The sequence below is a fragment of the Microbacterium sp. 4NA327F11 genome (assembly GCF_005503465.1).
Taxonomy (GTDB): domain Bacteria; phylum Actinomycetota; class Actinomycetes; order Actinomycetales; family Microbacteriaceae; genus Microbacterium; species Microbacterium ginsengisoli.
In genome coordinates, this window is sequence record NZ_SCOB01000010.1 from 55213 (window position 1) to 81516 (window position 26304).

Here is a 26304-nt window from a genome sequence, read left to right on the forward strand (position 1 = left end):
CACCCGCAGGAGCGCGGCGAACTGCACGACAGGTTTGGCCTGCGTGAGGCGGCATGCCTAGGCTCGATGCCATGACCGACGCAGACCGCACCCCCACCCGGATCGATGCGATCGCGGAGGCTTGGGTCGACAGACTTGCCGAGCTGTCGCCGATGACAGCGACCTACATCGGACGCTTCGAGCACAACGGCCGCTTCGACGACCTGTCGCCGGAGGGGGAGCAGGAGAAGCACGCCGCGATCACCGCCGTGCTGCGCGATCTGTCCGATGCCCAGCCGGTCGACGACATCGACGCGGTCACCCTCGCCGACCTCCGCTCCGAGCTGCAGCTGCAGGTCGATCTCCACGACGCGGGCGCCCATCTGCGGGACCTCAACGTGATCGCCTCACCCGCGCAGGAGCTGCGCAACGCGTTCGACCTCATGCCCACGGACTCGGTCGAGGACTGGACGGTGGTCGCCGAGCGGCTGCGCGCACTGCCCGTGGCCCTGAACGGCTACGTGTCGACGTTGCGCGAAGGCATCCGCACCGGCGTGGTGCCCGCCCGTCGCCAGGTCGACGAGGTCGTCGGTCAGATCGCCCGCTACACGGCGGAGGACGGCTTCTTCGCGGACTTCGTCGGCGGCGCGACCCTTTCCGACGGCGCGCTGCCGGCCTCGCTCGCGCGGGAGCTCACGGATGCCGCGGGTGCGGCCCGCGTCGCCTACGACGACCTGGCGCAGGTGCTGCGCACCGAGCTCACCCCCGTCGCGCTCGAGCACGACGGCGTCGGTCGCGAGCTCTACTCACTGCACTCCCGGCGGTTCCTCGGGGCGACGATCGATCTCGATGAGACCTACGAGTGGGGAGTCGAGGAGCTCGCGCGCATGGTCGCCGAGCAGGAGTCGATCGCGAACGAGATCCTGCCCGGGGCATCCGTGGCCGAGGCGGTCGCGCATCTTGAAGCCGACGCCTCGCGCAAGCTCCACGGCACCGCCGAGCTGCAGCGCTGGATGCAGGAGACGAGCGATCGCGCGGTCGCCGAGCTCGGCCGCAGTCACTTCGACATCCCCGAGCCGGTGCGTCGCCTCGAGTGCATGATCGCCCCCACCCAGGAGGGCGGGATCTACTACACCGGCCCGACCGACGACTTCTCGCGTCCGGGACGCATGTGGTGGTCGGTGCCGGAAGGCGTCACCGAGTTCGACACGTGGCGCGAGCTGACGACGGTCTATCACGAGGGCGTTCCGGGGCATCACCTGCAGATCGCGCAGTCGGTCTACAACCGCGCCCAGTTGAACTCCTGGCGTCGCCTCATCGCGGGGTCGTCGGGTCACGCCGAGGGCTGGGCACTCTACGCCGAGCGCCTCATGGAGCAGCTCGGCTACCTCGAGGATCCGGCGGACCGCCTCGGGATGCTCGACGGGCAGCGGATGCGCGCGGTGCGCGTGGTGCTCGACATCGGGGTGCACCTCGGCAAGCCGCGCCTCGACGGCTCGGGCACGTGGGATGCCGACTATGCGCTGGAGATCATGCGTCAGAACGTCAACATGTCCGACGCCTTCATCCGGTTCGAGGTGAACCGCTACCTCGGGTGGCCGGGCCAGGCGCCGTCGTACAAGGTGGGTCAGCGCATCTGGGAGCAGATCCGCGACGCGTACCGTGCCGCCCAGGGCGACGCATTCGACATCAAGGCGTTCCACAAGAAGGCGCTCGACATCGGCGGCGTCGGTCTCGACACGCTGCGCAGCGCCCTCGTTCCCTGAACGGGAATGCCGGGTCGCGGCATCCTGTTCCATTCCCCTGAATGAAAGGGTGACCCATGACGGATGACGTATCCCGAGCCGCTGCGGTGGAGTTCGGACTCGACACCTTCGGCGACGTGACGGCCGATGAGACGGGGGCGACGCTCACTGACGCCCAGACGATCCGCGACGTCGTCGAGCAGGCCGTCGTGGCGGATGAGACCGGGCTCGCGTTCTTCGGCGTGGGGGAGCACCATCGCCACGAGTTCGCCGTCTCGAGCCCCGAGATCGTGCTCGCCGCCGCCGCGGCGCGCACGTCGCAGATCCACCTCGGCACCGCGGTGACGGTGCTCTCTTCCGATGACCCGGTGCGGCTGTACGAGCGGTTCGCCACCCTGCAGGCGGTGTCGTCGGGTCGGGCCGAGATCATCCTCGGTCGCGGCTCGTTCACCGAGTCGTTCCCGCTCTTCGGCTACGACCTTCACGACTACGAGGTGCTCTTCGAGGAGAAGCTCGACCTGTTCCACCAGCTTCGCGCCGAGCAGCCCGTCACGTGGTCGGGTCGCACCCGCGCCGCCCTCACCGACGCCGACGTCTTCCCCAAGACGGAGACCCCCATCCCGACGTGGATCGGCGTCGGGGGCAGTCCGGAGTCGGTGGTGCGCACGGCACGCTACGGATTCGGCCTGCTGCTCGCGATCATCGGCGGGTCGCCCGCCCGCTTCCGGCCCTACGTCGATCTGTTCCATCGCTCGACCGCGTCGTTCGGGCACGGCGCGCTGCCCGTCGGCGTGCACTCGCCGGGCCACATCGCCGACACGGACGACGAGGCCTGGGAGCAGCTGTATCCGGCGATGGAGTACAACCGCAACGCGATCGGCCGCGAACGCGGGTGGCCCCCGTACAGCCGTGCGCAGTTCGCTCACGACGTCTCGCCAGACGGTGCGATCTACGCGGGATCACCGGAGCGCGTTGCTCAGAAGATCGCCGACGCCGTACGCACGCTCGACCTCGACCGATTCGATCTCAAGTTCTCGAACGGCACGCTGTCCCACGCACGGATGCTGCGTTCGATCGAGCTCTACGGCACGGTCGTCGTGCCGCGGGTGCGGGAGCTGCTCGCGGGGGAGTGAGCGTCAGCGGCGCGGTGTGCGGGGCGACTCGAGACCGAGGTGCACGCGAGTGCGCCGCCGCTCGATCACGATGAAGGTGGCACCCAGGGCCCACAGGGGCACCTGTACGAGGAACGCGGCACGGAACGCGTTCAACGAGTAGGTGCCGGGAGTTCCCGCCCCCTGCAGGTCGAGCGCGAGACCGATGAGGAACACGGCCACCAGCGCGGCGAGGAATCCGCCGACATTCGTGATTCCGGTCGCCGTGCTGAGCCGGTGCTGGGGGTTGTGCGTGCGGGCGTGGTCGAACGCGATCATCGACGCGGGTCCGCCGGTCGCGAGCGCGATGGCGAGCACGACGAGAAGCCAGACCGGGGCCGTCCCCGGCCACAGGATGACCGCCATCCATGCCACGAACTGAAAGGCCACGCTCGGCAGCACGAGCAGGTGGGACCGGCGCATCGGCAGACGGGCCGAGAGTGTCCCCATGATCGGCCCGAGCGCCATGCCGATCACGACATATACCGTCGTGATGCCACTTGCTCCCGCTGTGCTGAGGCCCTCGCCTGAGGTCAGGAACGGGATTCCCCACAGCATGACGAACGCGGTTCCTGCGAACGGGGTCGTGAAGTGGGACCAGAACGCGAGTCGTGTGCCGGGGTGCGACCACGCTGCCCGGACGCCGACACGGTTGTCGATCGTCGAGGTGATCGCCGCGATCGTGCCCGTTCGGGTGTCGACCGAGACGTCAGCGGTACGCCCCGGCGGTCGATTGCGGATGATCACCCAGGTGAGGATCGCGAAGAGCACGCAGAGGGAGGCGAGGCTCGAGAACGCGATCGTCCAGGAGGTCGCGTGCAGCAGCGCCGCGAGGGGGAGGATCGCCAGCAGCTGACCGGCCTGTCCGACGATGCCGGTGAGCTGCATCATCACGGGCGCTCGTTGTGCCGGGAACCATACGGCGACCACGCGCAGGATGCTCGGGAAGATGGCCGCGTCGCCGGCGCCGATGAGCATGCGGGCGGCGATTGCGATGCCGACGTTGGGGGAGAACGCCATCACCAGCTGCCCGGCGGCCATGAGGAGCATCCCGATCGCGATGATGGGGCGCGCGCCGAAGCGGTCGAGCAGCACGCCGATCGGCACTTGCATGCCGCCGTAGACGCCCAATTGCAGCACCGCGAACATCGCGAGGGTCGACGCGTCGGCGTGGAACCGCGCCGCCGTGTCGACGCCGACCGCGGCGAGCGAGGTGCGGTTGGTGACCGACAGCAGATAGGCCGCGACGCCGACTCCCCAGATGAGCCACGCCCGCCAGCTCGGGGCGACGGGGGCGAGGGGGTTCACTCGTCCCAGCGTAGTCCGCGCGCCTTCCGCGGCGGCGTAAGGTGAGCGCGTGGCATCCGTGCGATATGTGGCGATCGGGGACTCGTTCACCGAAGGCGTGGGCGATGAGCTCGACGACGGGTCGGTGCGGGGCTGGGCGGACCTCACGGCCGCCGGCTGGGCGCGTGCGGCGGGGGAGCCGATCGAATATGCCAACCTCGCCATACGCGGGAAGCTCGTCTGGCCGATCGTCGAGCAGCAGCTCGAGCCCGCGCTCGCTCTGCGCCCCACGCACCTGTCGTTCAACGGCGGCGGCAACGACATGCTGAGACCGCGCACCGGCATCCCCTCGATCGTCGACGCGTTCCGCCACGTCATCCGGCGGTGCGACGAGGAGGGCGTGCAGCTGATCCTGCTGTCGGGGGCGAACCCGTCGGCGAGGCTGCCGATGTCGAGTCTCATCCAACGGCGCGGCGACGAGCTGTCGCGCGCGGTCGAAGAGATCGTCGCGGACCGCCCGGACATCATCCGGGCCTATAACTGGCCGGACCGCGAACTCGCCGGGCCCGACTACTGGTCCGACGACCGCCTGCACATGAACGCGCGGGGTCATCACCGTGTCGCCGCGCGGGTCATCGAGAGCGTCGGGCTCGAGGCGCCGGGGGAGTGGTGGTCGCTTCCGGATGCCGCGGCCCCCTCCGGCCCCGGCGGCTGGGCGTACTACCGCGCCCACGTCGTGCCATGGGTGAAGCGCCGCCTCACCGGCACGTCATCGGGCGACGGCCGCGTCGCGAAGGCCGGCACCTGGGTGCTGGTCTCACCGTCGTCGTGAGCGCGACCCTGGCTCGACGGCCACACGCGCCCTGCGCCAGACTCTCGTCATGAGCGCCCTCAGTCCCGACGATCTCATCGCCGCGATCCCCGTCGCGACACGCCGAGCCGATGCGCGCCTCCTCCTGGAGAGGTTCGCCCGCGCGACGGGGGAGCCCGCCACGGTCTGGGGGAGCAGCATCATCGCGTTCGGCAGTTACCACTACCGCTACGCGAGCGGACGCGAAGGGGATGCACCGGCCGCAGGCTTCGCCGCCCGCGCGTCGACGCTGGTCGTCTACGTGCCCGACGGTCTCGACGCGCACGCGGACGCGCTGGCGCGCCTCGGCGCGTACCGGGCGGGAAAGGGATGCCTCTACCTCAAGAGCCTTGCCGACATCGATCTCGACGTGCTCATCGACATCATCACGACGGCGTCGGATCGGGTGAAGGCGGGGTCGGCGATCCACGGCGCCGGCGGGGCATCCGCCTGACGAGGCGCTTTCTCACGGCCCGCCCGGGGGGCGGACGCGGGGGAGCGGGCGTAGCGTCGCCCCCACGCGGCGACGACGCCGACGCTGACCCTCCGGAGGACCGCCATGTCGCTGCTCGACGCCCCCGCCTCCGGCTCGGCACCGAGTTATCGGCTGGATGCGGGTGGGTGGCGTCGGGTCGCACTGATGGGCGCGGTCATCCTCACACTGTTCGCGGTGGGGATCGCGCTGGTCGCCGCCGCGGCGGGAATGCATGTCGCCATCACGGGGGAGGGCGCGGGCGGGAGCGGCTCGGTCTTCGGCTGGGCCACCGGCATCCTCGCGTTGACCCTCGGCATGAGGCATGCGTTCGACGCCGACCACATCGCGGCGATCGACAACACCACACGCAAGCTCGCCGCCGACGGCAAGCGACCACTCGCTGTCGGATTCTTCTTCTCGCTCGGGCACTCATCGGTCGTGTTCGCCCTCGCGGTGCTGCTCGCCGCGGGAATGGGCTGGGTCGCCGGGCAGGTCACCGACGACGCGTCACTGCTGCACACGATCACGGGGATCATCGGGCCCACCGTGTCCGGTTCGTTCCTCGTGATCATCGCCGTCATCAACATCCTCGTGACAGTCGGGATGGTGCGCGTGTTCCGCAGGATGCGCACGGGGGAGTTCGACGAAGCCGCGTTCGAGGAGGAGCTCGCGAAGCGCGGCCTCCTCAACCGTGTGTTCGGCCGCATGGCCGACCGCATCGACGCGTCGTGGAAGATCTACCCGCTCGGGGTGCTGTTCGGCCTCGGATTCGACACGGCGACCGAGGTGGCGCTTCTGGTGATCTCCGGCACCGCGGCGGCTGCAGGACTGCCATGGTGGGCGATCCTGTCCCTCCCGATCCTGTTCGCCGCAGGCATGTGCCTGTTCGACACCGTCGACGGCGTGCTGATGAACTTCGCCTACGGATGGGCATTCCTCGGCGCGGCGCGCAAGGTGTATTACAACGTCGTCATCACCGCGATGAGCGTGTTCATCGCCCTCGTGATCGGCGGATTCGAGCTCGCCTCGGTGCTGGCCACCAATCTCGGCTGGGACATCCCGGCGATCGACTGGTTCACCAACCTCGACGTCCTCGGATTCGCGATCGTGGGAACGTTGCTCGCGACCTGGGTGATCACGGTCATCGTGTGGCGGCTCGGCCGGTTCGAACACCGCCTCACGATCCCGACGAAGTGAGCGGATGCCGCGGCTTCATCGCATAGCCGGGGGCCGCAGCGCTCCTCAAGCAGGGAGTGGGGACGGGGCCTACTCCTTCATTCTGACATAATGTGCATTATCGGACTTCGAAGATCAGGAGTCGCCAAGATCTCACCGGTATCCGGATCGACGTCCTGAGGCGGCAAAATCATCGTCGCCATGGCACTCTTCAAACGCCACCGACCCCAGAACCGACCGACGGACCCCTGAGCGATCCACCGCTCGGGCGCGTGGTTTTGATACTCCTTCGAGCTCCACACGCCGTGCTTCGAGAAGTACGCCGCGACCCGCTTGGGATCGTACGACTTCAAACCGCGCTCGTAGTCAATCTGCGTCGCCGCCATGAGCGTCTTGGCGAACTCGTCTGTGGTCTGACCCTCGTAGCGAGTGATCGATGCCCAGTGCAGGGCGAGCCAGGCCGGGAAGTCGAGGCCGTCCCCACGCGAACGCTGCCGCGGCGGCGTCAGCAGAAGGTGAAAGTGCGGAGCACCGCGACGCTGGAATTCCATCTTCCAGACAGCCTCGGGCCGGTAGCCGTACGCATGCTGGAACCGAGCCTGCAGACTTTCCAGGTGGTTCTTCACGTCGGCCGCGGTGGGCGCCACAGCCTCCCAGGTGCGATCGCCATACGCTTCGGAGCGACCAGGGTAGGTCAGCGTCACGAGAGCCGGAACGCCGCCGCGCTCGAACAGCGGACGGTAGTCGAGGGACGCGAGAGTGCGCACCATGTTGCGGCGAGACGCCGCAGTCCAACCCGTGATCGCGCGCTTGTTGCCGCGTTCCTGTAGGTCGGTCATGGCCGCGAGTTTACGCCAGACGCGCCCACCCGCGGGGCCTATATCCTCAACCAACCAGGAGCGAGACCTACGAATCACCCCGGGACCGATCTCGATCTTCGTGTGCTTTCCGGTACTCAGGAAGTGCGGACGACGCGCCTGGATACCATCGACCGTCTGCGCAATCTCTTGCGGGGTCGCGAGTGCCGGCGGCGTGAAACCGTACGTCGCATGTGTCGGCGCCGGCGATCCGGCACCGAACATGCCACCCCGCGCGCCAACGAAACGCGCGAACTGCTCGGGAGAAAGCCGGAAGCCCGACACGCGGCCGATCGCCGCGATACCTTCGTCCACCGTCAGTGACATACGCACCCCCGACGATCGCGCTTCGGCCGCATTCCCCCACAACGCATGCAATACCCCTCCCCCGAGTCGACGCTATCGACCGCGTCGAACGTGTCGTAAGCGCGCTCGGCCCACGACCCAGGGCGACGGAACCAGGCGTTCGCCTTGCCCTTTAGCTTCGACTCTTTGTTGTCGGTCCACGTCGTGAAATCCATCGCGTCGTAGGTCGTCCAGCGAAACAACCGGTTCATGCCCCACAGACGCGAGTCGTCGCCGAGGTTCTCATACTTCGGCAGATACCCGCGGCAGACGGTGACGGCCTGAGTGACCTCCCGAAGAACGATGTTCGCCCGGGACCAGGACGGCGCCGTCCACCGCAACAGAACATCTCGGCGGCGAAGCTGGTTCAGGAGCAGCTGCACTTCCTGCGGCAGAGACTGACCGGGCATCGATGCGGCGATCCCGATGATCTCGTCCATGAGCACATCGCAGTTGCGGGCATCCAACAACTGATCCCACGCCACGAGCGGCGTGTAGTTGCGATACGGCCGACCTGTCGACGGGTCGATCACTCGCACCGTCGACAGGATGTCGCGGCCACGATCGATCGACAATTTCGTGTCGTGCATCATCGCCAACGTCTTGCCGTGCCCGTTCGCACCTATATAGGCGTGAATCGTGAAGCCTCGGCGGGTGCGGGAGCCCTTCGACTTCCAGCGCGGGACGCGGCCGACGACTCCCCCACGGGGGAGTTCGTCCGACCGCTCCCCCGCGCTATCCGAGTCGAGAGCGGACCACGCGTCAACGTCAGTCACCAGCGCCACCGAACGCCGGGATGTGCGCAACCACGGCGCGCACAATCTTGATGCCCACAACGACGACCCACACGCCGATGGATGCGACCACGCAGCTACCGAGCACCGTCCAGTCGACCCAGACGCCGACGCTCGAGAAGGATGCGATCAGACCGTTGACCGCGGAGACGGCATCCGTCAATTCGGTCGGCGGCGTCCACGGACCGAACACGGTCGCGAGCCAGTCCAGGAACTGAACAACTAACGATCCGAACCACTCAGTGATCACGAGTCTCCCCCTCCCACACCCGGCGCGTTCACGATCGCGCTGATTCGCCGGATAATGCCGAGCGCCGTCATGAAGATGAGAACAGCGGCCCCGATGGTGCGCGCGAGCGACGCGACCGTTGACATCGGCGCGCTACACGCCTGCAACGGGTACATGTCGACATTGAACGTGTGCCCCGCCCAGCCGTAGGCGAACACAATGTGCGGACCCATGCACCCCGAGCCGCCACTTGGCGGAATGAACGTGGACTGCACGAGCGCCGGAAGCCTGCCGACAATGGTTTCATCCCACGCGTCTCTCACCGCGCCCCATTGGGCCTCGGAAACGTCTGTGCGAGGGACGAACGCCCAGACGAGGGCGCACTTGACGGGAGTCATCACCCACTCGATGGGGTTCGGAGCCGACCCCCACTCGTTCATGCACGCCTCACCAGGCGTCGGCCCCGCGGCGGGGCTGGTCGTGTTCTGCGCCGTCTGGCCAGCCGAGATCGGCACCGTCACGCCCGTCTCCGGAACAGTGATCGTGGGCGTATCCGTCTGGGTGTCGAACGTGGAGCGATAGATGCCGCATTCGGCCAGGGCGATACTCGCCCCACCGAACGAGCAGTCGTACTTCGCATCGCTACCGGTGCCGGTGCCGGTCGTCGTGCCATTGCTCGTCGCGCTCCACCAGCCCGAGCAGTTCGCCGCCCACGTCATGCACGAGTCCGTGACGTTGTTGATCGTCTTGCGGAGGATGAGTCCGCCGCCCGTGGACGTGGCCGTGAGGCCCTTCTGCTGGTCGGGACTGTAGGAGGGAACGGTGCCCGTCGAGATCTCCGTCTTGGCGCCGCCGTCGGGCTGGGAGTTGATCCCGATCTCTTGCGGCATCGTCGTCGTACCGGCGCCCGGCTTCGCGTCCCACGCGGTTGTGCACCCGGTCGAGGCCGCGCTCATCGGCAGGCCGGTCGATTCCTTGTAAGTACTTCCGGCGCCCGTCGTCGTCGTGCCGTCGGCCCACTTGATGCGACACGAGAGACTACGGTTCGGATCCGGCGTGCTCGTCGTCGCCGTGGCGACAGCCGTGCCGGTCGAGTTCGCTACGATCCGGGGCGCGAGGTACTGCGTGCCACCAGCCGCGGACTGGTTAGAGACCCAGGCGTTCGCGGTCGGGAACGAGCTGCACCGTAGGTTCAGCGTGATGCCACGCTTAGCCGGATCAACACTCGTCGCCGTCGTTCCGCCGGTTCCGATCGTGTTCGGGAAGATGATGCTATAGCCCGTGGGGAACGGGTAAGTCGCCGTCCAGCACGAGGTCGTGTCGCCGCTGCTCGAGTTCCAGACCGCGGTGCCCTTGAGCGTGACCGTTGCCGATCCGTACACGGCTTGCGTCGTCGCGACTTGGTCAGCGTTCGGCGTCGTCACGCGGGCCTTGCAATCGCCCGCGAGACCGTACGTGGCCGACATCGTCAAGCCGTTGTACCAATCGACAGGGTTCTGACACAGAAGGTCGTCCACCGACGTTCCGCCCGTCGCCATGGTGTACAACTGCAACCCGCCGACCCCGAGCGCCCATCCGACATACAGGCCATTGATGACGCCCCCGGCGCCGCCCGCGACAGGGGCGCGGCTCACGTGCTGGGGACCGGTGATCTGCTTGACGGCTTCCTCGGCGGTCGGGAACTTCGGAGGGTTGACGGGGTCGATCGGGGGGGCGACGGTGCCCGCGGGTTTCTTCGCGAGCAGCCGAAACATGTCGTTCATCACGTCGTTGCCGATGTCGCCCGCCGACGTGTGCCAGGTGCTCGTGACCCGGGAGGGAACGTCCGGGAACGGATCGACCGGCATGGGCGGTGCGCCCACCGCCCATGCCTTTGTTGGGGAAAGGGCCAAAGGACCCGCGACGGCACCCGCGACAGCGAGGATCATCGCTAACCCTTTGATCAGTACCCGCACGGTACACCCCCAACGATTCGAACGTGAAGGGGTCGGCGCACCCCTAGCCTGCGCCGACCCCGGTGGCTCACTTGGCCGTCTTCTTGAAGAGACCGATGAGCTTGGGGAAGCCCCAGATGACGCCCGCGACGGACAGGCCCGCGGCGAGCACGAGGCCACCCGCGGTGACGACCGCCGAGGCGAGACCGGGCAGAGCGCCGGTCACGCCGGAGAAGTCGTAAGTCGCGTCCGCCAGGACGATTCCGAGTGCGTGCATGTTTCACCCCCTTCCCATCCACGAGATTCGCCGGAAGAAGCCGACGAGCATGCCCGACCCGAGCAGGATCAGGAGTCCAGTGATCGCGTCGCCCGTGGTCACGAGATACCCCGGAACAGACGAACCAGCGAGATCGCGCCCCACAGCGCGAGTTCGGCCGCGGTGAGCGCGCTAGCGAGCGCGAGCGCAACAGCGAGGGGTGTCATGCGATGAACCCTGCGACGAGGGTGGCAAACAGCATGAGCACGCTCGCCGCGATGAAGCACAGCGCGGCGATGTCGCGAAGAGTCTGCAACGCGCTCATTTCGCACCGCCGACGAGGATGCGTCCCGCGAAGTACGCGCCGACCCACGCCGCGAAGACCACCCACAGGTGGGCGTCCGCGACGGGGATCGTGAGTGCGTCCATCGTCAGGCCGCCTGCGCCACCGTGGCCAGAAGGGCTTCGGCCGCCGATCGCGGCACAGCCTCTTCGTACACGTAGGCGACGCCGTACCGCGCCGCGCCGTCGCGAACGAAGCCCCACTCGAACGGGGTGACGTACCACGCTCCCCGGTCGCCCGCGGCGATCTCGACGCCCGCGTTGCGAACGGGGAGCTTCAACTGCACGAACCCGCGAGCGGTCTTGACGACCGCCACGCGGCCCTTGTCTTCGACCTCGCCCGTTTCCCGGTTCGTGAAGGAGCGCGGGTCCACAGACAGAACCTCGCCAGCGATCACGAGCACCGGCTTCACATCTACGGCCATTGCTCTCACCTCTCTCGGTTGCGGTCGTTCTCTTTGTCGACCTGGTAGGGAATATAGCGCAGGGTACAAGCGCCGGGAAGGGCGCGACACGCCTACGGCGGGGCGGGACAGCCAAGAGCGAAGACCGCACGCGACATTCGAACATCTATACGGGCGGGCGGCTCGCGTCCACGGGGTAGTTCCCTGCGGTCGGCGCGTCAACCCCGAGGGGCCACCAGCCCTACCGGGGGACGGTGCTCCGCACCACGAGTGAGGACACCCGGCGACGGGGGTTGACACACCGCCCTCCGGTCACTGATCGGCAGGTGTGCCGATGACGGCAGGCCGCCATCAGCACGGCCAACACAGAGAGGATCACCAGCAATGAGCTATGGGGGAACTGCCCAGTGGAGGGGGCGCGTAGCGCCACAGGCCAACGCAAAGAATGCACGGCGCGTGTGCATGGCGCTCGTGGCCGCACCGAAGACCGCGTGCGGGCGGAAGCTCGTGACCGGCCACGTCACCGCCGATCGAGACAAGGTGCGATGCGCGGAATGCAACGCCGCGATCGCCGCCGACGAAGCTCAGGCGGCGCAACTATGAGCTACCGAGTCGGGAGGCCTACGACGGCCACCATGTGGGTTTGGGTCGAACATGAGTTCGAACTGATCTACACCGCCCGCGGACTCGTGTTCCGCGTCGACCTGTCCGGCTTTTCCGGACACGCCTCCGCAGTCCTCGAACTGATCGCGAATATCGCCGCATCAGCGCTCGAAGACATCCGGCAACACTCCGAAAAGCGGTGGCTAGAGCGCGTGCACTCGAACCTATGCGACGGCCTCGGAAGCTTCGCCGCTAGCCGCGCTGAAAGCCGGATCGAGTGGGCCGTTCTCAACCGGTACGGCATCCGGCCGACCACCCGACCCACGATCACCGCTATCTGACACGATCACCAGGACCGGGCGGCGCTCATGCGTCGCCCGGTTCTTCGTTCCCTCACGAGTGAACACCGAGCCCATCGACGGCTCGATCTCGCGCGACTGGAACAGCCGAGCGAGATCGCCCGCGAGGCGGGCGCCGTCATTCACGAGCAGGAAACCCGACTCTTCGCGGTAGTGGCTAAACCGCTTGCCCGACCTCCGCAGGCGAGCGACAACCTCACCCGTCGACGTGTTCACGCTATGGCGGATCACGGTCGTCTGGACCCGAAATGAGTGCGCGCGCGCGAGCTTTCGGAGGTATCGGCGGATCACCACCTCTTCCGAACTGACATAGGCAGACGCCTTGTGCATTATCGGATAACGCCTATGCGGGGACTCAGCCGCCGAACTCGGCGGTGAGCTGCACCGGAGTCTGATTCGCCGCGCACGCATCACGCAGTCCCGTCGACGCCGGGAACAGGTGGTTGGTGAAGAACGCCTGGCGCAGAGCATCCGGCGTGCGCTGCGGTGCAGAGACGGCCGCGGCATAGCCGTTGAGCTCCGCAGCGTCGTTCGCGGGCGCGGTCGCTGCAAGCTGCGTGAACTGATCGGCCGCGGCATCGAGACGGCTCTTCCACTGCTCGAGCCCGAAGGCGTGGGCGGTGCTGTAGCCCTCGATGGCGTTCATGACGGCGCTCTGCGCGGCGCCGAATCCCGCGCACACCGCCACCAGCGACGAGTCGCTGGTGAGTACCGCGCTCGAATAGGTCGGCGTCGCCGTCCACGTGGCGCCGTCCGGAACGACCACCGACAGGCTCGGCGATGACGTCGGACGCACCGTCCACGTCCACGTCGCCGTCGACCCGCAGGCGCCGGCGAGTCCGGCCTGGCGATCGGGCGTCGCGTCGGGAATGTCGACGGTGTAGGTGCCGGTTCCGACGCACGAGAACGACAACGCGACGGTGTGTGCGCCCTCCGGCACCGCGAGACGTGCATCGTCGGTCGGCGTCGGCGGGTTCGTGCCGACACCGCTCAACGGCGCCCCGACAGAGGTGACCACCGGGGTATCCGTCGCCGACGGAGACGCCGTCGCCCCGGACGATCCGGATGCCCCGAGCGTGCCGCCGCTCGCCGTGCACCCGGTCAGTGCGCCGATGACCACCGCCGCGATGACTCCACCGACGGCCCGACCGTGCGACATCCCACGTATGTACCGCTCCCCCATGACGTTCCCCCGTCGATCTCGGGCATCGCCGTCGCGTGCCCGCCTGCCCAGGCTACCCATCGCGCGTGCACGTGCCGCTGATCGAAATTCCGCCGGTGTAAAGTTCCCGACGGCGTCCTACCCCCGCCCCCTCACACATGTCGCATCTCAGCATCCCCAGCCCGCCGCCGGCGTGGGCGCAGTTCTCGATCGGCCCCGTGACGATCCACACCTACGCGCTCTGCATCATCGCGGGCATCGTCGCGGCCGTCCTCCTCACGGAGTGGCGACTCCGTCGCCGAGGCGTCGCCGCCTGGACGGTGATTGACATCGCCCTGTGGGCCGTACCGCTCGGCATCATCGCGGCGCGGTTGTATCACGTGTTCACCCACATGGGTGATTACTTCTACCAGGGCGCGAACCTCTGGAATGTGTTCGCGATCTGGGACGGCGGCAACGCGATCTACGGCTCACTCATCGGCGGGGCACTCGGCGTGTGGATCGGCTGCCGCCGCGCCGGAATTCGATTCCTCTCGTTCGCCGACGCCATGGCTCCCGGGCTTCTCGCGGCGCAGGCGATCGGCCGTCTCGGCAACTGGTTCAACCACGAACTGTTCGGCCTTCCGACAACCCTCCCCTGGGGGCTGCAGATCGAGTCGACCAACGCGAAATTCCCGGCGAACCTGCCACCCGGAACCCTCTTCCAACCCCTCTTCCTGTACGAACTGGTGTGGAACCTCATCGGGGTTGCCGTGATCCTGCTGCTCGAGCGTCGCGTGCGCCTGCAGTGGGGGCGCGTCCTCGCGATCTACCTCATGTGGTACGGGTTCGCGCGCACGTTCCTCGAGCTCATCCGCATCGATCCGACCAGCGACGGCCTGTTCGGCATCCCGGCGAACTCGTGGACCTCGATGCTCGCTGTCGTCGCAGGTCTCGTTCTGTTCGTCGTGCAGACCAGGCGGCATCCGGAACCGGAGCCGTCGATCTTCACCCGCGAGGATGCCCCGGCCTCCCGGCGAGGCGGAGTGTCTCCTCGTGAGCACGACGCGGTCGACACTCCATCGGGGTCGAGCACCGAGTCTCACAGCGCTCCCGAGGCCGGACGCTCCTCATGACGGATCACGCACAGCAGACCGTCGTCCTGCACGTCAGCGATTCGCCCGACGACGTCGCTCGCGCCGCGACGACTGCCGAAGCGATTCGAGCGTCATTCCCTTCGGTGCAGGTGCGCATCATCGTCAACGGCGAGGCGCTGAGCGCGCTCACGCAGGCGGATGCCCCACCCGGTGTCGAGGCATGCGAGATCGGGATGGCACGACGTGGCATCGAGACGGCGCACCTCGCGCCAGGCGTAGGAACGGTTGCGTCCGCCGCGGTCGAACTCGCCGGCGCGCAGTTCGCTGGGGCGGCGTACATCCGAATCTGACCCCGGTTCCTCGAGGCGGCTGTCACCTCACGCGCGTAGCGTGGGGTGATCCGGCCCCGACGAAGGAGGACGCATGTCCACGACCCTCACGCCCACCAAGAACAACCGACGAGCCGCGCGCGGCGCCGAGCTGACCGATGAGCAGAACGCGGAGTCCGGGTTCACCGCGTCCGCCCAGCTCGCCGACAACCTCCAGCGTGTGCTCGTCGACCTGATCGAGCTCTCGCTGCAGGGCAAGCAGGCGCACTGGAACGTCGTGGGAACGAACTTCCGCGATACGCACCTGCAGCTCGACGAGATCATTGACGCCGCCCGGGAGTTCTCCGACACCGTGGCGGAGCGGCTGCGCGCACTCCACGCCCTTCCCGACGGCCGCAGCGACACCGTCGCCGAGACCACGACTCTCCCCGAGTTCCCGCAGGGCGAGGTGTCCACCTCGGAGGTCGTCGACCTCATCACCGAGCGCATCGATGCGGTCACCGCCACAGTGCGCGGCGTGCACGACGACGTCGACGGTGAAGATCCGACGAGCGCCGACATTTTGCACGCGATCCTCGAGCGTCTCGAACAGCTCGCGTGGCTCGTCAGCTCGGAGAACCGCGTCCCGCGTCGCTGACCGTCGCACCGTGTAGAGCGGATGCCGCTGCGTCACGTCGCGACATCCGCTCTTCACGTTCTCCCCCGCGTTCGGTGCGAGCGATACAGTGAGCCCACGGGTCCCCAGGTTTCTCACAGAAAGCACGCATCATGACTACTGCTCCCACTCCGGCCGACACCGCCGTCAACGGCATTCGCACCGCCCTCGGCATCGGCGGCGTCGTCGCCCTGATCGTCGGCATCCTGATCCTCGTCTGGCCGTTGAAGACCGCGTCGGTGGGCACCGTCATCATCGCGATCTACGCGATCGTCTCCGGTCTCGTCTACCTCGGACTCGGCATCTTCTCGAAGGTGCGCGGGCTCTGGTCGCGCATCGGCCACATCCTGCTCGGCATCGTGTTCATCGCCGCCGGCATCGTCGCGTTCTCGAACCTCACGAGCGCGACCATCTTCCTCGCGGTGTTCGTCGGCGTGTTCGTCGGCATCACCTGGATCGTCGAGGGCGTCGTCGCGCTCACCACGCTCGACGGCTCGTCGGGCCGCGGCTGGACGATCTTCTACGCGATCGTCAGCCTGCTGGCCGGCATCACGCTGCTCTTCTCCCCCGCGATCGGGGCGGCGTTCCTCTGGATCTTCGTCGGCGCGTCGCTGCTCGTGCTCGGCATCGTGCAGATCATCCGCGCCTTCACCTTCGGCAAGTCCGCGTGATCTGAGGCGCCGGGTGCGGCGACCGCTCAGTCGGTCGGCAGCACCCGGCGCCACCAGTCGAGCACCGCGTCGAAGCGCTCCACGCGATGACGCGGCTGGCCCGCGCGCGTGAGCTCGTGGTTCTCCCCGGGGAAGATGAGCATCTCGGCGTCGACGCCGGCCGTGCGCAGCGACAGATAGTAACGCGTCGCCTGCTCGAGCGGGCAGCGGAAGTCCAGCTCGGAGTGCAGCACGAGCGTCGGCGTACGCACCTGATGCGCCACGGCGGCAGGGCTCTGCGAGGCGACGAGCGCCGGATCCGTGCCGACGTACTCCTGCCCGAAGAACGATCCGATGTCGCTCGTGCCGACGAACGCCTCCGGGTCGAGGAAGCCGCGCTCGACGATCGCGCCGGCGAACCGGTGGTCGTGCGCGATGACCCACGCCGTGAGGTAGCCGCCGTACGAGCCGCCCTGCACGCCCATGCGGGTGCCGTCGAGGCGCGCGTCGGCCGCCAGTGCCGCCTCGAGGAAGTCGATCACATCGGTGAAGTCGACGGTGCCCATCGCCTGACGGATGCTGCGCCCGTGCGCCCGTCCGTAGCCGGCCGACCCGCGCGGGTTGCAGTAGACGACGGCGTAGCCCGCGTCCACCAGCACCTGGGTCTCATCGAACACGTGCACGCCGTACTGGGCGAACGGTCCACCGTGGATCTGCAGGATCACCGGGAAGGGACCCTCACCCTCGGGAACCGCCACCCACCCGTGCACCGGGTAGCCGTCGCGGGCGGCGATCTGCGTCTCGACCGGGGTCACGACGCCGCTCGCCCGCAGCTCGCCGCCGAGGTCGACGATGCGCCGGGGGTCGCCGTCGCCGTCGATCTCGACGAGAGCGCCGAAGGTGTCGGGTGCGGCGATCGCGGCGATCACGCGGGCGCCCGCGGCATCCGCCCCGACGCCCGTGACCTCGGCGTCCGCCAGCAGCACGCTCGTCACGCCCGCGCGGGTGACGCGCACCAGCTCGACGCGCCCGCGGGTGCGGTTCTGCACCAGCACGTCGTCGCCGGCGAGGGTGATCGCACTGCCCGGCTCTCCGAGGTCGAGCGCGTCGGGGTCGGTGAGCAGCCGCACCGATCCCTCGTCGACGAGTCCGAGCGCGACGCCCGGCGCGATGAAGTCGACGTGGGAGTCGCCGAGCGTGTGGCCGAGCACGAACAGCGCGCCGTCGGGTGACGCGACGACCTCGTCGATGGCGTAGCCGGCGTCGAGGCCGAGCACCTCGCGCTCCCCTCCCCCGTCGACCCGCACAGCGACGAGCCGCGAGCGCAGGTCGGTGCGCTCGTCGACGATCGGCGACGGCGAGGTGATCACCTCGGTGCCGTCCGGGGTGAACGCGAGCAGGTCGTGCCACACCGCCCCCGAGGTCAGCGCCGTGGCCTCCGCGGGCACGACCCGCGGTGTCGGCGGCTCCTCCCCCTCCGCCGCGACGCGCGGAGCCGGGGCGTAGAACGGCTCGCCCGCGGCATCCGGCACCGGCACGACGAAGACGTGCGACGGGCGGTCGAGCGTGTACCCGAGTCCGTTGGCGTGCCAGCGCAGGCCCGTCACGCGCCGGGGCGACTCGGATGCCGCACCCAGCCCGTCGACCGTGCCGTACCGCCCCTTCTCGGGCACGAGCGCGAGGTAGGCGAACGTGCCGCCGTCGGGTGAGAAGACGAACGAGCTGACGCCGAGCGGTGCGTCTGTGACCTGCACGGGCTCGCCTCCGAGTGCGGGCACGACGTGGATCTGCGCCGAGCCCTTCGCGTCCCCGCGCAGGAACGCGACCACGGTGCCGTCGGGCGACAGCCGCGGCGCACTGTCGGCGATGCCCCGGGTGAGACGTCGCGGCGCGCCACCGGGCAGGTCGATGCGCCACAGCTGCCCGACGGCACGGTTGGCCGCGACGTCGGGTCGCGAGGTCGCGTAGACCGCGAACGAACCGTCGGGAGCGACGGCTGGCCGGGAGACGGAGACGAGCTTCTCGATGTCTGCGGCACGCATGGTCACTCCCCCAGGAACGAGCTCGTGTCTCCGACGAGTCGGGTGTTGTCGGCCGGCACCGGGTCGACGGCGGCGAGGGCGACCTCGGCGGCGAACTCGGCGACGTTGTAGAGCTTGCCGGCGTCGTCACGCCGTGCGGCGATCGCGCCGGGGTTCGCGCGCTCGAGCAGGGTCGCGGTGATCGTGCCCTCGATCATGTCGCCGGAGACGACGGTGAAGCCGATCCCCTTCTCGTCGAGTGTCGGGATGAGGGCGCGCAGCGCATCCTCGCCCGCGCGCTTCGAGAGCGCCACCGGCTCGTACTCGGCCATGGTGGGCGTCGTACGGATGAAGTGCGCCTGGTGGCTCGTGACGAACACGATCCGCGCCTCGGCGTTCAGGTGCGGGAGCGCCGTGGTGAGCACGCTGACCTGGGCGTCGCGGTTCAGCTGCAGCGCGTAGTCGGGCGCCATGCCCGACTCCATGCCGCCGGAGGCGTTGAGCACGAGGATGTCGAGCCCGCCGAACTCCGCCGCGGCCGCCTCGAACATGGCCGCGACGGACGCCGGGTCGGTGAGGTCGGCGCCGACGACGATCGCGCCGACGCCCAGCTCGCGCAGCTCGGCGGCGAGCTTCTCGGCCCGCGGGGCCTTGTTGCGGAAGTTGATGACGACGTTGGCGCCCGCCTGGGCGAAGTAGCGCACGGTGTCGGCGCCGATCCCCCGCGACGACCCGGTGACGAGGGCGGTCTTTCCGGCGAGGCTGCCGGGGGCAAGGGGAACGAGGTGCTCGGTCACGGAGGACTCCTGGGATGACGTGTCGAATGCCGCGGATGAGGATGCCGCGGGCCGCTTTCGACCCTACCAACCACCCGTCATCCGGCCTGGTGATAACCGCTCGCGCACGTCCTCCCGCTGTTAGGCTCGAGACAGCGAGGAGGCTCGTATGGACATCGTCACCGCGATCACGCAGTTCGCCTGGATCGTCTGGATCGCGCTCGCCGCCGTCTTCCTCGTCGTCGAGATGCTCACCCTCGACTTCCTCTTCCTGATGTTCGGCATCGCCTCGCTCGCCGGCCTCGTCTCAGCCCTCACCGGCGCGCCGCTCTGGCTCCAGGTCGTGATCGTCGCGGTTGTCGCCGCGCTCCTGCTGCTACTGATCCGGCCGCCGCTGCTGCGACGCCTGCGGCGCGGCGAGGACCCCACGCCGACCAACGTCGCCGCCCTCATCGGGATGTCCGGACGCGTCGTCGCCACGATCGACGCCACCGGCGGCCAGGTGCGGCTCGCGAACGGCGAGATCTGGAGCGCGCGGGCCGACGCGGCATCCGTTCTCGAACCCGGCACCGAGGTCAGCGTCGACCGCGTCGCCGGGGCGCACGTCCATGTCATCCGCCGCACCGAAGGGCTCCCGGTATGAACCCCGACTCCATCATCCCCGTCGCGATCGGCTGGGGACTCGCGATCGCGATCGTCATCTTCGTGCTCGTGGTGCTCTCCCGCGCCGTGCGCATCATCCCGCAGGCGACCGCAGGCGTCGTCGAGAGGCTCGGGCGCTACCACAAGACCCTCGCCCCGGGTCTGAACCTGCTGGTGCCGTTCATCGACCGGCTGCGCCCCCTCATCGACATGCGCGAGCAGGTCGTGTCGTTCCCGCCGCAGCCGGTGATCACCGAGGACAACCTGGTCGTCTCGATCGACACCGTCGTGTACTTCCAGGTGACCGACGCCCGGGCCGCGACCTACGAGATCGCGAACTACCTCGGCGCCGTCGAGCAGCTCACGACCACCACCCTGCGCAACGTCGTCGGCGGGCTCAACCTCGAGGAGGCGCTCACCAGCCGAGACGAGATCAACGGCCAGCTGCGCGTCGTGCTCGACGAAGCCACGGGCAAGTGGGGCATCCGCGTCTCGCGCGTCGAGTTGAAGGCCATCGACCCGCCCGTGTCCATCCAGGACTCGATGGAGAAGCAGATGCGCGCGGAGCGCGACCGCCGCGCCGCGATCCTCACGGCGGAGGGGTCGAAGCAGTCGCAGATCCTCGAGGCCGAGGGGCGCCGGCAGGCCGAGATCCTCAAGGCCGAGGGTGACAAGCAGGCGCAGATCCTGCGCGCCGAGGGCGAAGCGCAGGCCATCCAGGCCGTGTTCGACGCGATCCACGCCGGCAACCCCGACGAGAAGCTGCTGGCCTACCAGTACCTGCAGACGCTCCCGAAGATCAGCGAGAGCCCGTCGAGCAAGCTCTGGATCATCCCGAGCGAGCTGACCGACGCCCTCTCCCAGATCGCGGGCGGGTTCTCGGGCGCCGCCGGGCGCGCCGCGGCATCCGCGCCAAAGCCCGGAGAGCCGACCGCGTGACGCACCCCTTCCTCGCGGGGCCGCTCCCCCGCGTGTTGGCCCACCGCGGCCTGGTGACGGCAGAGGCGGCCGCATCCGGCATCGCCGAGAACAGCCTCGCCGCGATTGCGGCGGCCCACGCTGTCGGTGCCGACATCGTCGAGTCCGATTGTCACCTCACCGCCGACGGCACCGTCGTGCTCTTCCACGACAGCGACCTCTCCCGGGTCACGGGCGACCCGCGGCGCCTCTCCGAGGTGACCACCGTCGAGCTCGAGGCGCTCATGCGGGAGCGCGGCGGTCTCGCGGTGCTCGCCGACACGCTCGACGCGTTCCCCACCGTGCGGTTCAACCTCGATGTGAAGGCGGATGCCGCGGCCGAGCCTGTGGGCCGCCTCGTCGCTCCGCACGCGGCGCGAGTGCTGGTGACCAGCTTCGACGATGCCCGTCGGCGGCGGGCGCTCGCCGCGGCGGAGGCGGCGGGCGGAGAGCCCGCGACCTCCGCGGGAAGCTCGGTCGTCGCGCGTGCCGTCGGAGCGAGCGCCGTGCGGCTCCGCCGGGCGTTCGGGCGTGCGGTCGCGGGGGTCGACGCGCTGCAGGTTCCCGTGCGTCAGGGACCGGTCCCCGTCGTGACCCGTCGACTGATCGACGATGCCCACGCGCACGGCGTCGAGGTGCACGTATGGACGATCAACGACCCGGGCGAGATGACGCGCCTCGTCACGCTGGGCGTCGACGGGATCGTGACCGATCGGGCCGACGGCGCACTGCACCTGCTGCGACGCGCCCGGTCGTGACCGGGCCTGGAGAACCACTGGGAGTTCAGGCCGCGCTGGGGCGCCGTGGATGATCCGTCCAGGTCATGGCGTTATACCAGTCAAGCGACAGCGACGAGAGGACCACACAATGGCAGATCGCAGCCTCCGCGGAATCCGACTCGGCGCCCAGAGCCTACAGAGCGAAGAGGGCGTCATTCTTCATGAGCGCATGCAGCGTACCTACGTCTGCAGCGTCTGCGGCAAGGACACCACCCTGACGTTCGCGGCCGATGCCGAAGCTCCCGAGACCTGGGAGTGCCGCTCATGCGGCGGTGAGGCCGTGCTTCGCGTGGGCGAGGGCACCGTGACGATCGATCACAGCGACGACAAGGCGCCCCGCACCCACTGGGACATGCTCCTGGAACGCCGCACCATCCCCGAGCTCGAGGAGATCCTCGAGGAGCGCCTCGCGTACCTGCGCGAGCGCCGCGGCTCGGAGAGCACCGCGAAGAAGAGCGCCTAACCGCGCTCCACGTCGACGCCGGTTCCCCCCGCGGGAGCCGGCGTCTTGGCGTACCTCCGTCGGCGCCACAGCAGCACGCCACAGGCCCCCGCGAGGGCGACGAGCGACCCGGCGACGAGCGCGACCTGTACGCCGTCGCCGATGACGACGGCGGGTGTCAGCCCGGTGCGCAGCGGGACATCCGTCACCGCCGCCCCGGGCTCGTCGGCCGCGAGGCCCGCGATCACCGAGCCGTCCGGGGCGATGACCTGGCTCGTGCCGACGGTCGACAGGTTGACGACGGCGCGCCCGGTCTCGATGGCGCGCATGCGCGCGAAGGCCAGCTGCTGCAGGTTTTCGTCGGTGCCGCGGAAGTCTGCGTTGTTCGTCTGCAGCAGGTAGACGGATGCCCCGTCCCGCGCCGCATCGTGGACGACGTCGTCGTAGATCACGTCGAAGCAGATCGCGAGCCCGACGGTGGTGCCCGCCACCGACATGACCGGCGCGGCGGTTCCCGGCGTGTAGCCGCGCTGGATGAGTCCGACGAGATCGGGTGCGAGCGCGTAGAAGAAGTCGCGATCGGGCACGTACTCGCCGAACGGCACGGGATGCCGCTTGTCGTACGTCTGTGTGGCCCCCGCCCCGTCCAGCCACATCATGGAGCTGTTGAAGACGTCGGCGCCCCGCTCGGTCGCCGCGTTCATGAGCAGCGGCGCCTGTACCTGGGCGGACACCGCATCGAGCACGGCGGCCGTGGCGGTGTTGTGGGTGGGGTCGGAGTCGACGCCGCCTTCGGGCCAGAGGAGGACATCCATGCGCTCGTTGGCGATAGGAGCCGTCGCCTTCAGCTGCGCGTCGAGAACGGCGTCGGCGGTGCGGGAGTCGAAGTACCCGGCGGGACCGTTGCCCTGCACCCAGCCCACCCGCAGCGTGCCGTTCGCCGTCGTCGGGAAGGCGGGCAGCGCGAACAGCACGACCGCGACGACGGCCGCCGGGATCGCTGCCCGCACGGCGCGCCGTCGCAGCCGGATCACCTCGAGCGCGGCCGCGCACACGAACACCATCAGAAAGGTCAGCCCGCTGATCCCCGTCCACGAGGCGACGCGCGCCAGGGGGCTGTCGGCCTGGGTCATGCCGAGGCGGGCCCACGGGAACCCTCCGTAGGGGAAGGTGCCGACGAGAACCTCGCGAGCGGTCCAGAGACCGGCGACGACCAGGGCGAGCACGAGGGTACGGCCCCACGGGCCGGGAAGGAGCCGCGGCATCCACCGATACGCGAGCGAGATCGGGATCGACGCGATCGCGACGAGCGCCGCCTCCAGCACCGACAGGGCGATCCACGGGATCGGTCCGAGGTATCGACCCGTGAACGACACGTTCACGAGGAAGAACGAGAGCCCGAAGAGGAGCCCGCACAGCACGCTCCCCCACACGCCGCGACCGACGAGCGTCGCGAGAGCCAGCACGACGGCGGGAAATGCCATCGGCCACCATGCGAGCGACGGGAACGCCGTCGTAAGTGCGAGGCCGGCGACCACCGAGAGCAGCGATGCGAGCCACAGCGGGAACAGGCGAGGCGGGGACGCGGGCACTCGATCACTGTAGGCGGCGATCCCCGCGCGCACGCTGAGCCCCATCGTCAGACCGAGGCGTAGGCGACGATTCCGCGACGCACCGCATCCAACGCCGCGCGGGCGGTGCGAGCGAGCTCGCCGTCGGCGACGAGGGAGAGCTGGTCGAGCAGATCGATCGTCTGCTTGGCCCACCGCACGAAGTCGCCTGCCGCCATGTCGGCCTCGGTGAGCACGCGATCGAGCAGGGCGCCCCGGGCCCACGAGTGCATCGCCTGACTGAGGCCGAGGGCGGGCGGCTCCGAGCCCGGCAGATGGTGATCCTGCTCCAGATCGTCGAGACGCTGCCACAGCGTCTCCGTGGCACTGAGCGCCTCCCGGAAGCGTCCCCGGGGCAGGCCCGCTTCCCCCGCGCCGCGTTCGTCACGCCGCGGCTCGTACACCAAGGCGCACACGAGCGCCGCGAGGGCCGCGGCATCCAGACCTTCCCAGATGCGGGTGCGCAGCGCTTCCGCGACCAGGAGGTCGCGCTCACCGTAGATGCGCCTCATCGTGCGACCTGCGTCTGTCAGCGTCGCGGTGCCGTCCTCGCCCGCCCGCACGTAGTCGAGGGCCTCGAGCACATCGACGACCCGGTCGAACACCCGCGCGACGGTGCCCGTGCGCGACTCGATCTGGCGACGCTGGCGGTCCGTGTCGCGGCGCAGCTTCCAGTAGCGCTCCGCCCAGCGGGCGTGATCCTCGCGCTCGGGGCACGAATGGCACGGATGCCGCTGCATCGACGTGCGCAGCCGCTGGATCTGCTTCTGACGCTGATCGCGCAGGGAGCGGGGAGCCGTGGCATCCCGTCGGTTGATCTTCTCGAGGTCGCTGAGCTCCCGACGGATCAACGAGTACGCGACGTAGTCGCCGCGGTCGCAGGTCATCGCCTCGCGGTAGCCCTCCAGCGACGCCTCGGCCTCCTTGACCTGCCGGGCGACGCCGACGACGGATCGGTCGGCCTGGAACTGCGCGAACGACGACTCGAGGATCTCCCTCGCACGCGGACGACCGAACTGATCGATGAGATTGACCGCCATGTTGTACGTCGGGCGGAAGCTGGAGTTCAACGGGTAGGTGCGACGGGAGGCCAGGGCCGCGACTGCCTGCGGGTCCATCCCTTCCGTCCACTGCACGACGGCGTGCCCCTCGACGTCGATGCCCCGGCGTCCGGCGCGCCCGGTGAGCTGTGTGTACTCCCCCGACGTGATCGCCACCCGCGCCTCGCCGTTGAACTTCTCGAGCTTCTCGAGCACGACGGTGCGCGCCGGCATGTTGATGCCGAGCGCGAGGGTCTCGGTCGCGAACACCACCTTCACGAGCTTGCGCTGGAAGAGCTCCTCGACGACCTCTTTGAACGCCGGCAGGAGACCGGCGTGGTGCGCGGCGATGCCGCGTTCCAGGTTCTCGCGCCATTCCCACACTCCGAGCACGGCGAGATCCTCGTCGGCGAGCAGACGGGTGAGCTCGTCGACGACCCGGCGGATCTCCGCACGCTCCTCGGCGGTCGTCAACCGCAGCCCCGAGCGACGCACCTGCTGCACGGCGGCGTCGCAGCCCACCCGGCTGAAGATGAAGAAGATCGCCGGCAGCAGCGTCGCCCTCTCGAGCAGGTCCACGACGCGCGGGCGATCGATGCGCTCGGCGCGGCGCGGGTTGCCGTGGTGCACGAAGCGCGCGCCCCGGCCGCCGTTCCCACCCTGTCGGTGCGCCTGCAGGCGGCGATTGTTCTCCTGCGCGACGCCAGAGCCCGACCGCATCCGCAGCAGTTCGCGATTCACCTGCGCGGCGGCGACGCCCGCACGATCGTCGAACAGCGGCAGCAGATCGCCGCGCACGAGCACGTGCTGCTCGAGCGGCACGGGCCGGTTCTCCGACACGATGATGTCCGTCTCACCGCGCACAGTGTCGAGCCAATCGCCGAACTCCTCCGCGTTGGAGACCGTCGCCGACAGTGACACGAGCCGCACTCGGCGCGGCAGGTGGATGATGACCTCCTCCCACACCGCGCCGCGGAAGCGGTCGGCGAGGAAGTGCACCTCGTCCATCACGACGTAGCGCAGGTCGCGCAGCGCCGGCGAGTCGGCGTAGAGCATGTTGCGCAGCACCTCGGTCGTCATCACCACGACGCGGGCGTTCCCGTTGATGTTCGTGTCACCGGTGAGCAGGCCGACGTTCTCGGGGCCGTAGACGTCCTGCAGCTCTCGGAACTTCTGGTTCGACAGCGCCTTCATCGGGGTCGTGTAGAACGCCTTGTCCGACGGCTCCCGCATCGCGAGGTGCACCGCGAACTCGCCGACGATCGTCTTGCCGGCACCGGTCGGCGCGGCGACCAGCACGCTGCGGCCCTCTTCGAGGGCGCGGCATCCCTCGAGCTGGAACGGATCGAGCCGGAACCGCTGCATCGCCGCGAACTCGT

27 protein-coding genes are annotated in these 26304 nt (G+C 69.0%); 15 read left to right on the forward strand and 12 right to left on the reverse strand.

Going from position 1 to position 26304, the window contains the following annotated elements:
- Positions 1 to 71 precede the first annotated feature (71 nt).
- A complete protein-coding gene (locus FFS51_RS08330; protein WP_137878065.1) occupies positions 72 to 1745 on the forward strand; it encodes a DUF885 domain-containing protein in 1674 nt (557 codons plus the stop codon).
- Between the two features lie 56 nt (positions 1746 to 1801).
- Entirely contained in the window at positions 1802 to 2857 is a 1056-nt protein-coding gene (locus FFS51_RS08335; RefSeq protein ID WP_137878066.1) for an LLM class flavin-dependent oxidoreductase, read from the forward strand.
- Between the two features lie 3 nt (positions 2858 to 2860).
- Here FFS51_RS08335 and FFS51_RS08340 read toward each other — a convergent pair whose 3' ends face one another.
- Positions 2861 to 4192, reverse strand: coding sequence for an MFS transporter (locus tag FFS51_RS08340; RefSeq protein ID WP_045248188.1), 1332 nt, complete (start codon positions 4190 to 4192; stop codon positions 2861 to 2863).
- Positions 4193 to 4232: 40 nt separating this feature from the next.
- Here FFS51_RS08340 and FFS51_RS08345 point away from each other — a divergent pair, with 40 nt between their 5' ends.
- The 3 genes from FFS51_RS08345 to nicT all read left to right on the forward strand — a co-directional run bounded on the left by FFS51_RS08345 (position 4233) and on the right by nicT (position 6684).
- Positions 4233 to 4994 carry an SGNH/GDSL hydrolase family protein gene (locus FFS51_RS08345; protein WP_048808942.1) on the forward strand — a complete coding sequence of 254 codons (762 nt, stop codon included), beginning with the start codon at positions 4233 to 4235 and terminating at the stop codon, positions 4992 to 4994.
- Positions 4995 to 5043: 49 nt separating this feature from the next.
- A complete protein-coding gene (locus tag FFS51_RS08350; RefSeq protein ID WP_137878067.1) occupies positions 5044 to 5466 on the forward strand; it encodes a DUF1801 domain-containing protein in 423 nt (140 codons plus the stop codon).
- A 105-nt stretch (positions 5467 to 5571) separates the two neighbouring features.
- On the forward strand, positions 5572 to 6684 hold the full coding sequence (nicT, locus tag FFS51_RS08355) for a Nickel transporter NicT (protein ID WP_212742798.1): 1113 nt from the start codon (positions 5572 to 5574) through the stop codon (positions 6682 to 6684).
- A gap of 77 nt (positions 6685 to 6761) precedes the next feature.
- Here nicT and FFS51_RS08360 read toward each other — a convergent pair whose 3' ends face one another.
- From FFS51_RS08360 to FFS51_RS08385, 6 genes are all read right to left on the reverse strand, one after another.
- Positions 6762 to 7847 (reverse strand): rolling circle replication-associated protein, encoded by a 1086-nt coding sequence (locus FFS51_RS08360; RefSeq protein ID WP_137878068.1) that lies wholly within the window; start codon positions 7845 to 7847, stop codon positions 6762 to 6764.
- Complete coding sequence (locus FFS51_RS08365) at positions 7838 to 8464, reverse strand: hypothetical protein (protein WP_137878069.1); 627 nt, start codon at positions 8462 to 8464, stop codon at positions 7838 to 7840. Before FFS51_RS08365 ends, FFS51_RS08360 begins: the two co-directional genes overlap by 10 nt.
- 169 nt (positions 8465 to 8633) lie before the next feature.
- The gene (locus tag FFS51_RS08370) at positions 8634 to 8909 is read right to left on the reverse strand and encodes a hypothetical protein (protein WP_137878070.1); all 276 of its coding nucleotides are present in this window, start codon (positions 8907 to 8909) and stop codon (positions 8634 to 8636) included.
- Positions 8906 to 10750 (reverse strand): hypothetical protein, encoded by a 1845-nt coding sequence (locus FFS51_RS08375; RefSeq protein WP_137878071.1) that lies wholly within the window; start codon positions 10748 to 10750, stop codon positions 8906 to 8908. Before FFS51_RS08375 ends, FFS51_RS08370 begins: the two co-directional genes overlap by 4 nt.
- A 160-nt stretch (positions 10751 to 10910) precedes the next feature.
- Positions 10911 to 11099: a hypothetical protein gene (locus FFS51_RS08380; RefSeq protein WP_137878072.1), complete on the reverse strand. Its 189-nt coding sequence runs from the start codon at positions 11097 to 11099 to the stop codon at positions 10911 to 10913.
- A 410-nt stretch (positions 11100 to 11509) separates the two neighbouring features.
- The gene (locus FFS51_RS08385) at positions 11510 to 11845 is read right to left on the reverse strand and encodes a hypothetical protein (RefSeq protein WP_137878073.1); all 336 of its coding nucleotides are present in this window, start codon (positions 11843 to 11845) and stop codon (positions 11510 to 11512) included.
- A 441-nt stretch (positions 11846 to 12286) separates the two neighbouring features.
- Between FFS51_RS08385 and FFS51_RS14670 the strand changes: the two genes are divergently transcribed.
- Both FFS51_RS14670 and FFS51_RS08390 read left to right on the forward strand, forming a co-directional pair.
- Complete coding sequence (locus FFS51_RS14670) at positions 12287 to 12427, forward strand: hypothetical protein (protein WP_171006145.1); 141 nt, start codon at positions 12287 to 12289, stop codon at positions 12425 to 12427.
- Positions 12428 to 12459: 32 nt separating this feature from the next.
- On the forward strand, positions 12460 to 12768 hold the full coding sequence (locus FFS51_RS08390) for a hypothetical protein (protein ID WP_137878074.1): 309 nt from the start codon (positions 12460 to 12462) through the stop codon (positions 12766 to 12768).
- A gap of 373 nt (positions 12769 to 13141) precedes the next feature.
- On the opposite strand, the gene FFS51_RS08395 is transcribed toward FFS51_RS08390, so the two are convergent.
- Positions 13142 to 13945: a hypothetical protein gene (locus tag FFS51_RS08395; protein ID WP_137878075.1), complete on the reverse strand. Its 804-nt coding sequence runs from the start codon at positions 13943 to 13945 to the stop codon at positions 13142 to 13144.
- A gap of 161 nt (positions 13946 to 14106) precedes the next feature.
- Between FFS51_RS08395 and lgt the strand changes: the two genes are divergently transcribed.
- The 4 genes from lgt to FFS51_RS08415 all read left to right on the forward strand — a co-directional run bounded on the left by lgt (position 14107) and on the right by FFS51_RS08415 (position 16679).
- Positions 14107 to 15063 (forward strand): prolipoprotein diacylglyceryl transferase, encoded by a 957-nt coding sequence (lgt, locus tag FFS51_RS08400; protein WP_137878076.1) that lies wholly within the window; start codon positions 14107 to 14109, stop codon positions 15061 to 15063.
- On the forward strand, positions 15060 to 15374 hold the full coding sequence (locus FFS51_RS08405) for a DsrE family protein (protein ID WP_137878077.1): 315 nt from the start codon (positions 15060 to 15062) through the stop codon (positions 15372 to 15374). Before lgt ends, FFS51_RS08405 begins: the two co-directional genes overlap by 4 nt.
- A gap of 73 nt (positions 15375 to 15447) precedes the next feature.
- Positions 15448 to 15990 (forward strand): Dps family protein, encoded by a 543-nt coding sequence (locus tag FFS51_RS08410; RefSeq protein ID WP_056209052.1) that lies wholly within the window; start codon positions 15448 to 15450, stop codon positions 15988 to 15990.
- A gap of 131 nt (positions 15991 to 16121) precedes the next feature.
- Positions 16122 to 16679 (forward strand): HdeD family acid-resistance protein, encoded by a 558-nt coding sequence (locus FFS51_RS08415; RefSeq protein WP_056209055.1) that lies wholly within the window; start codon positions 16122 to 16124, stop codon positions 16677 to 16679.
- Positions 16680 to 16705: 26 nt separating this feature from the next.
- Here the strand turns inward: FFS51_RS08415 and FFS51_RS08420 are convergent, their stop codons facing one another.
- Both FFS51_RS08420 and FFS51_RS08425 read right to left on the reverse strand, forming a co-directional pair.
- Positions 16706 to 18700: a S9 family peptidase gene (locus tag FFS51_RS08420; protein ID WP_137878078.1), complete on the reverse strand. Its 1995-nt coding sequence runs from the start codon at positions 18698 to 18700 to the stop codon at positions 16706 to 16708.
- Between the two features lie 2 nt (positions 18701 to 18702).
- Positions 18703 to 19476, reverse strand: coding sequence for an SDR family oxidoreductase (locus FFS51_RS08425; RefSeq protein ID WP_137878079.1), 774 nt, complete (start codon positions 19474 to 19476; stop codon positions 18703 to 18705).
- Between the two features lie 148 nt (positions 19477 to 19624).
- On the opposite strand from FFS51_RS08425, the gene FFS51_RS08430 reads away from it, so the two are divergent.
- From FFS51_RS08430 to FFS51_RS08445, 4 genes are all read left to right on the forward strand, one after another.
- Entirely contained in the window at positions 19625 to 20098 is a 474-nt protein-coding gene (locus tag FFS51_RS08430) for an NfeD family protein (protein ID WP_137878080.1), read from the forward strand.
- Positions 20095 to 21036 carry an SPFH domain-containing protein gene (locus tag FFS51_RS08435; protein ID WP_045248128.1) on the forward strand — a complete coding sequence of 314 codons (942 nt, stop codon included), beginning with the start codon at positions 20095 to 20097 and terminating at the stop codon, positions 21034 to 21036. Before FFS51_RS08430 ends, FFS51_RS08435 begins: the two co-directional genes overlap by 4 nt.
- Positions 21033 to 21812: a glycerophosphodiester phosphodiesterase family protein gene (locus FFS51_RS08440; RefSeq protein ID WP_137878081.1), complete on the forward strand. Its 780-nt coding sequence runs from the start codon at positions 21033 to 21035 to the stop codon at positions 21810 to 21812. The genes FFS51_RS08435 and FFS51_RS08440 overlap by 4 nt, the downstream gene beginning before the upstream one ends.
- A gap of 109 nt (positions 21813 to 21921) precedes the next feature.
- The gene (locus FFS51_RS08445; RefSeq protein ID WP_045248130.1) at positions 21922 to 22296 is read left to right on the forward strand and encodes an RNA polymerase-binding protein RbpA; all 375 of its coding nucleotides are present in this window, start codon (positions 21922 to 21924) and stop codon (positions 22294 to 22296) included.
- Here FFS51_RS08445 and lnt read toward each other — a convergent pair.
- The gene (gene lnt / locus FFS51_RS08450) at positions 22293 to 23912 is read right to left on the reverse strand and encodes an apolipoprotein N-acyltransferase (RefSeq protein WP_137878082.1); all 1620 of its coding nucleotides are present in this window, start codon (positions 23910 to 23912) and stop codon (positions 22293 to 22295) included. The genes FFS51_RS08445 and lnt overlap by 4 nt on opposite strands.
- 2 nt (positions 23913 to 23914) lie before the next feature.
- Positions 23915 to 26290: a DEAD/DEAH box helicase gene (locus tag FFS51_RS08455; protein ID WP_137878109.1), complete on the reverse strand. Its 2376-nt coding sequence runs from the start codon at positions 26288 to 26290 to the stop codon at positions 23915 to 23917.
- Positions 26291 to 26304: the final 14 nt, after the last annotated feature.

Bases quoted from the DNA above. Each gene is read 5' to 3' on its own strand.
- FFS51_RS08330 (WP_137878065.1), top strand. From the start codon at position 72: ATGACCGACGCAGACCGCACCCCCACCCGGATCGATGCGATCGCGGAG.
- FFS51_RS08335 (WP_137878066.1), top strand. From the start codon at position 1,802: ATGACGGATGACGTATCCCGAGCCGCTGCGGTGGAGTTCGGACTCGAC.
- FFS51_RS08350 (WP_137878067.1), top strand. From the start codon at position 5,044: ATGAGCGCCCTCAGTCCCGACGATCTCATCGCCGCGATCCCCGTCGCG.
- nicT (WP_212742798.1), top strand. From the start codon at position 5,572: ATGTCGCTGCTCGACGCCCCCGCCTCCGGCTCGGCACCGAGTTATCGG.
- FFS51_RS08360 (WP_137878068.1), bottom strand. From the start codon at position 7,847: ATGTCACTGACGGTGGACGAAGGTATCGCGGCGATCGGCCGCGTGTCG.
- FFS51_RS08380 (WP_137878072.1), bottom strand. From the start codon at position 11,099: ATGCACGCACTCGGAATCGTCCTGGCGGACGCGACTTACGACTTCTCC.
- FFS51_RS08385 (WP_137878073.1), bottom strand. From the start codon at position 11,845: ATGGCCGTAGATGTGAAGCCGGTGCTCGTGATCGCTGGCGAGGTTCTG.
- FFS51_RS14670 (WP_171006145.1), top strand. From the start codon at position 12,287: ATGGCGCTCGTGGCCGCACCGAAGACCGCGTGCGGGCGGAAGCTCGTG.
- FFS51_RS08390 (WP_137878074.1), top strand. From the start codon at position 12,460: ATGTGGGTTTGGGTCGAACATGAGTTCGAACTGATCTACACCGCCCGC.
- FFS51_RS08395 (WP_137878075.1), bottom strand. From the start codon at position 13,945: ATGTCGCACGGTCGGGCCGTCGGTGGAGTCATCGCGGCGGTGGTCATC.
- lgt (WP_137878076.1), top strand. From the start codon at position 14,107: ATGTCGCATCTCAGCATCCCCAGCCCGCCGCCGGCGTGGGCGCAGTTC.
- FFS51_RS08405 (WP_137878077.1), top strand. From the start codon at position 15,060: ATGACGGATCACGCACAGCAGACCGTCGTCCTGCACGTCAGCGATTCG.
- FFS51_RS08410 (WP_056209052.1), top strand. From the start codon at position 15,448: ATGTCCACGACCCTCACGCCCACCAAGAACAACCGACGAGCCGCGCGC.
- FFS51_RS08415 (WP_056209055.1), top strand. From the start codon at position 16,122: ATGACTACTGCTCCCACTCCGGCCGACACCGCCGTCAACGGCATTCGC.
- FFS51_RS08420 (WP_137878078.1), bottom strand. From the start codon at position 18,700: ATGCGTGCCGCAGACATCGAGAAGCTCGTCTCCGTCTCCCGGCCAGCC.
- FFS51_RS08430 (WP_137878080.1), top strand. From the start codon at position 19,625: ATGGACATCGTCACCGCGATCACGCAGTTCGCCTGGATCGTCTGGATC.
- FFS51_RS08435 (WP_045248128.1), top strand. From the start codon at position 20,095: ATGAACCCCGACTCCATCATCCCCGTCGCGATCGGCTGGGGACTCGCG.
- FFS51_RS08445 (WP_045248130.1), top strand. From the start codon at position 21,922: ATGGCAGATCGCAGCCTCCGCGGAATCCGACTCGGCGCCCAGAGCCTA.
- lnt (WP_137878082.1), bottom strand. From the start codon at position 23,912: ATGGGGCTCAGCGTGCGCGCGGGGATCGCCGCCTACAGTGATCGAGTG.
- FFS51_RS08455 (WP_137878109.1), bottom strand. From the start codon at position 26,290: ATGCAGCGGTTCCGGCTCGATCCGTTCCAGCTCGAGGGATGCCGCGCC.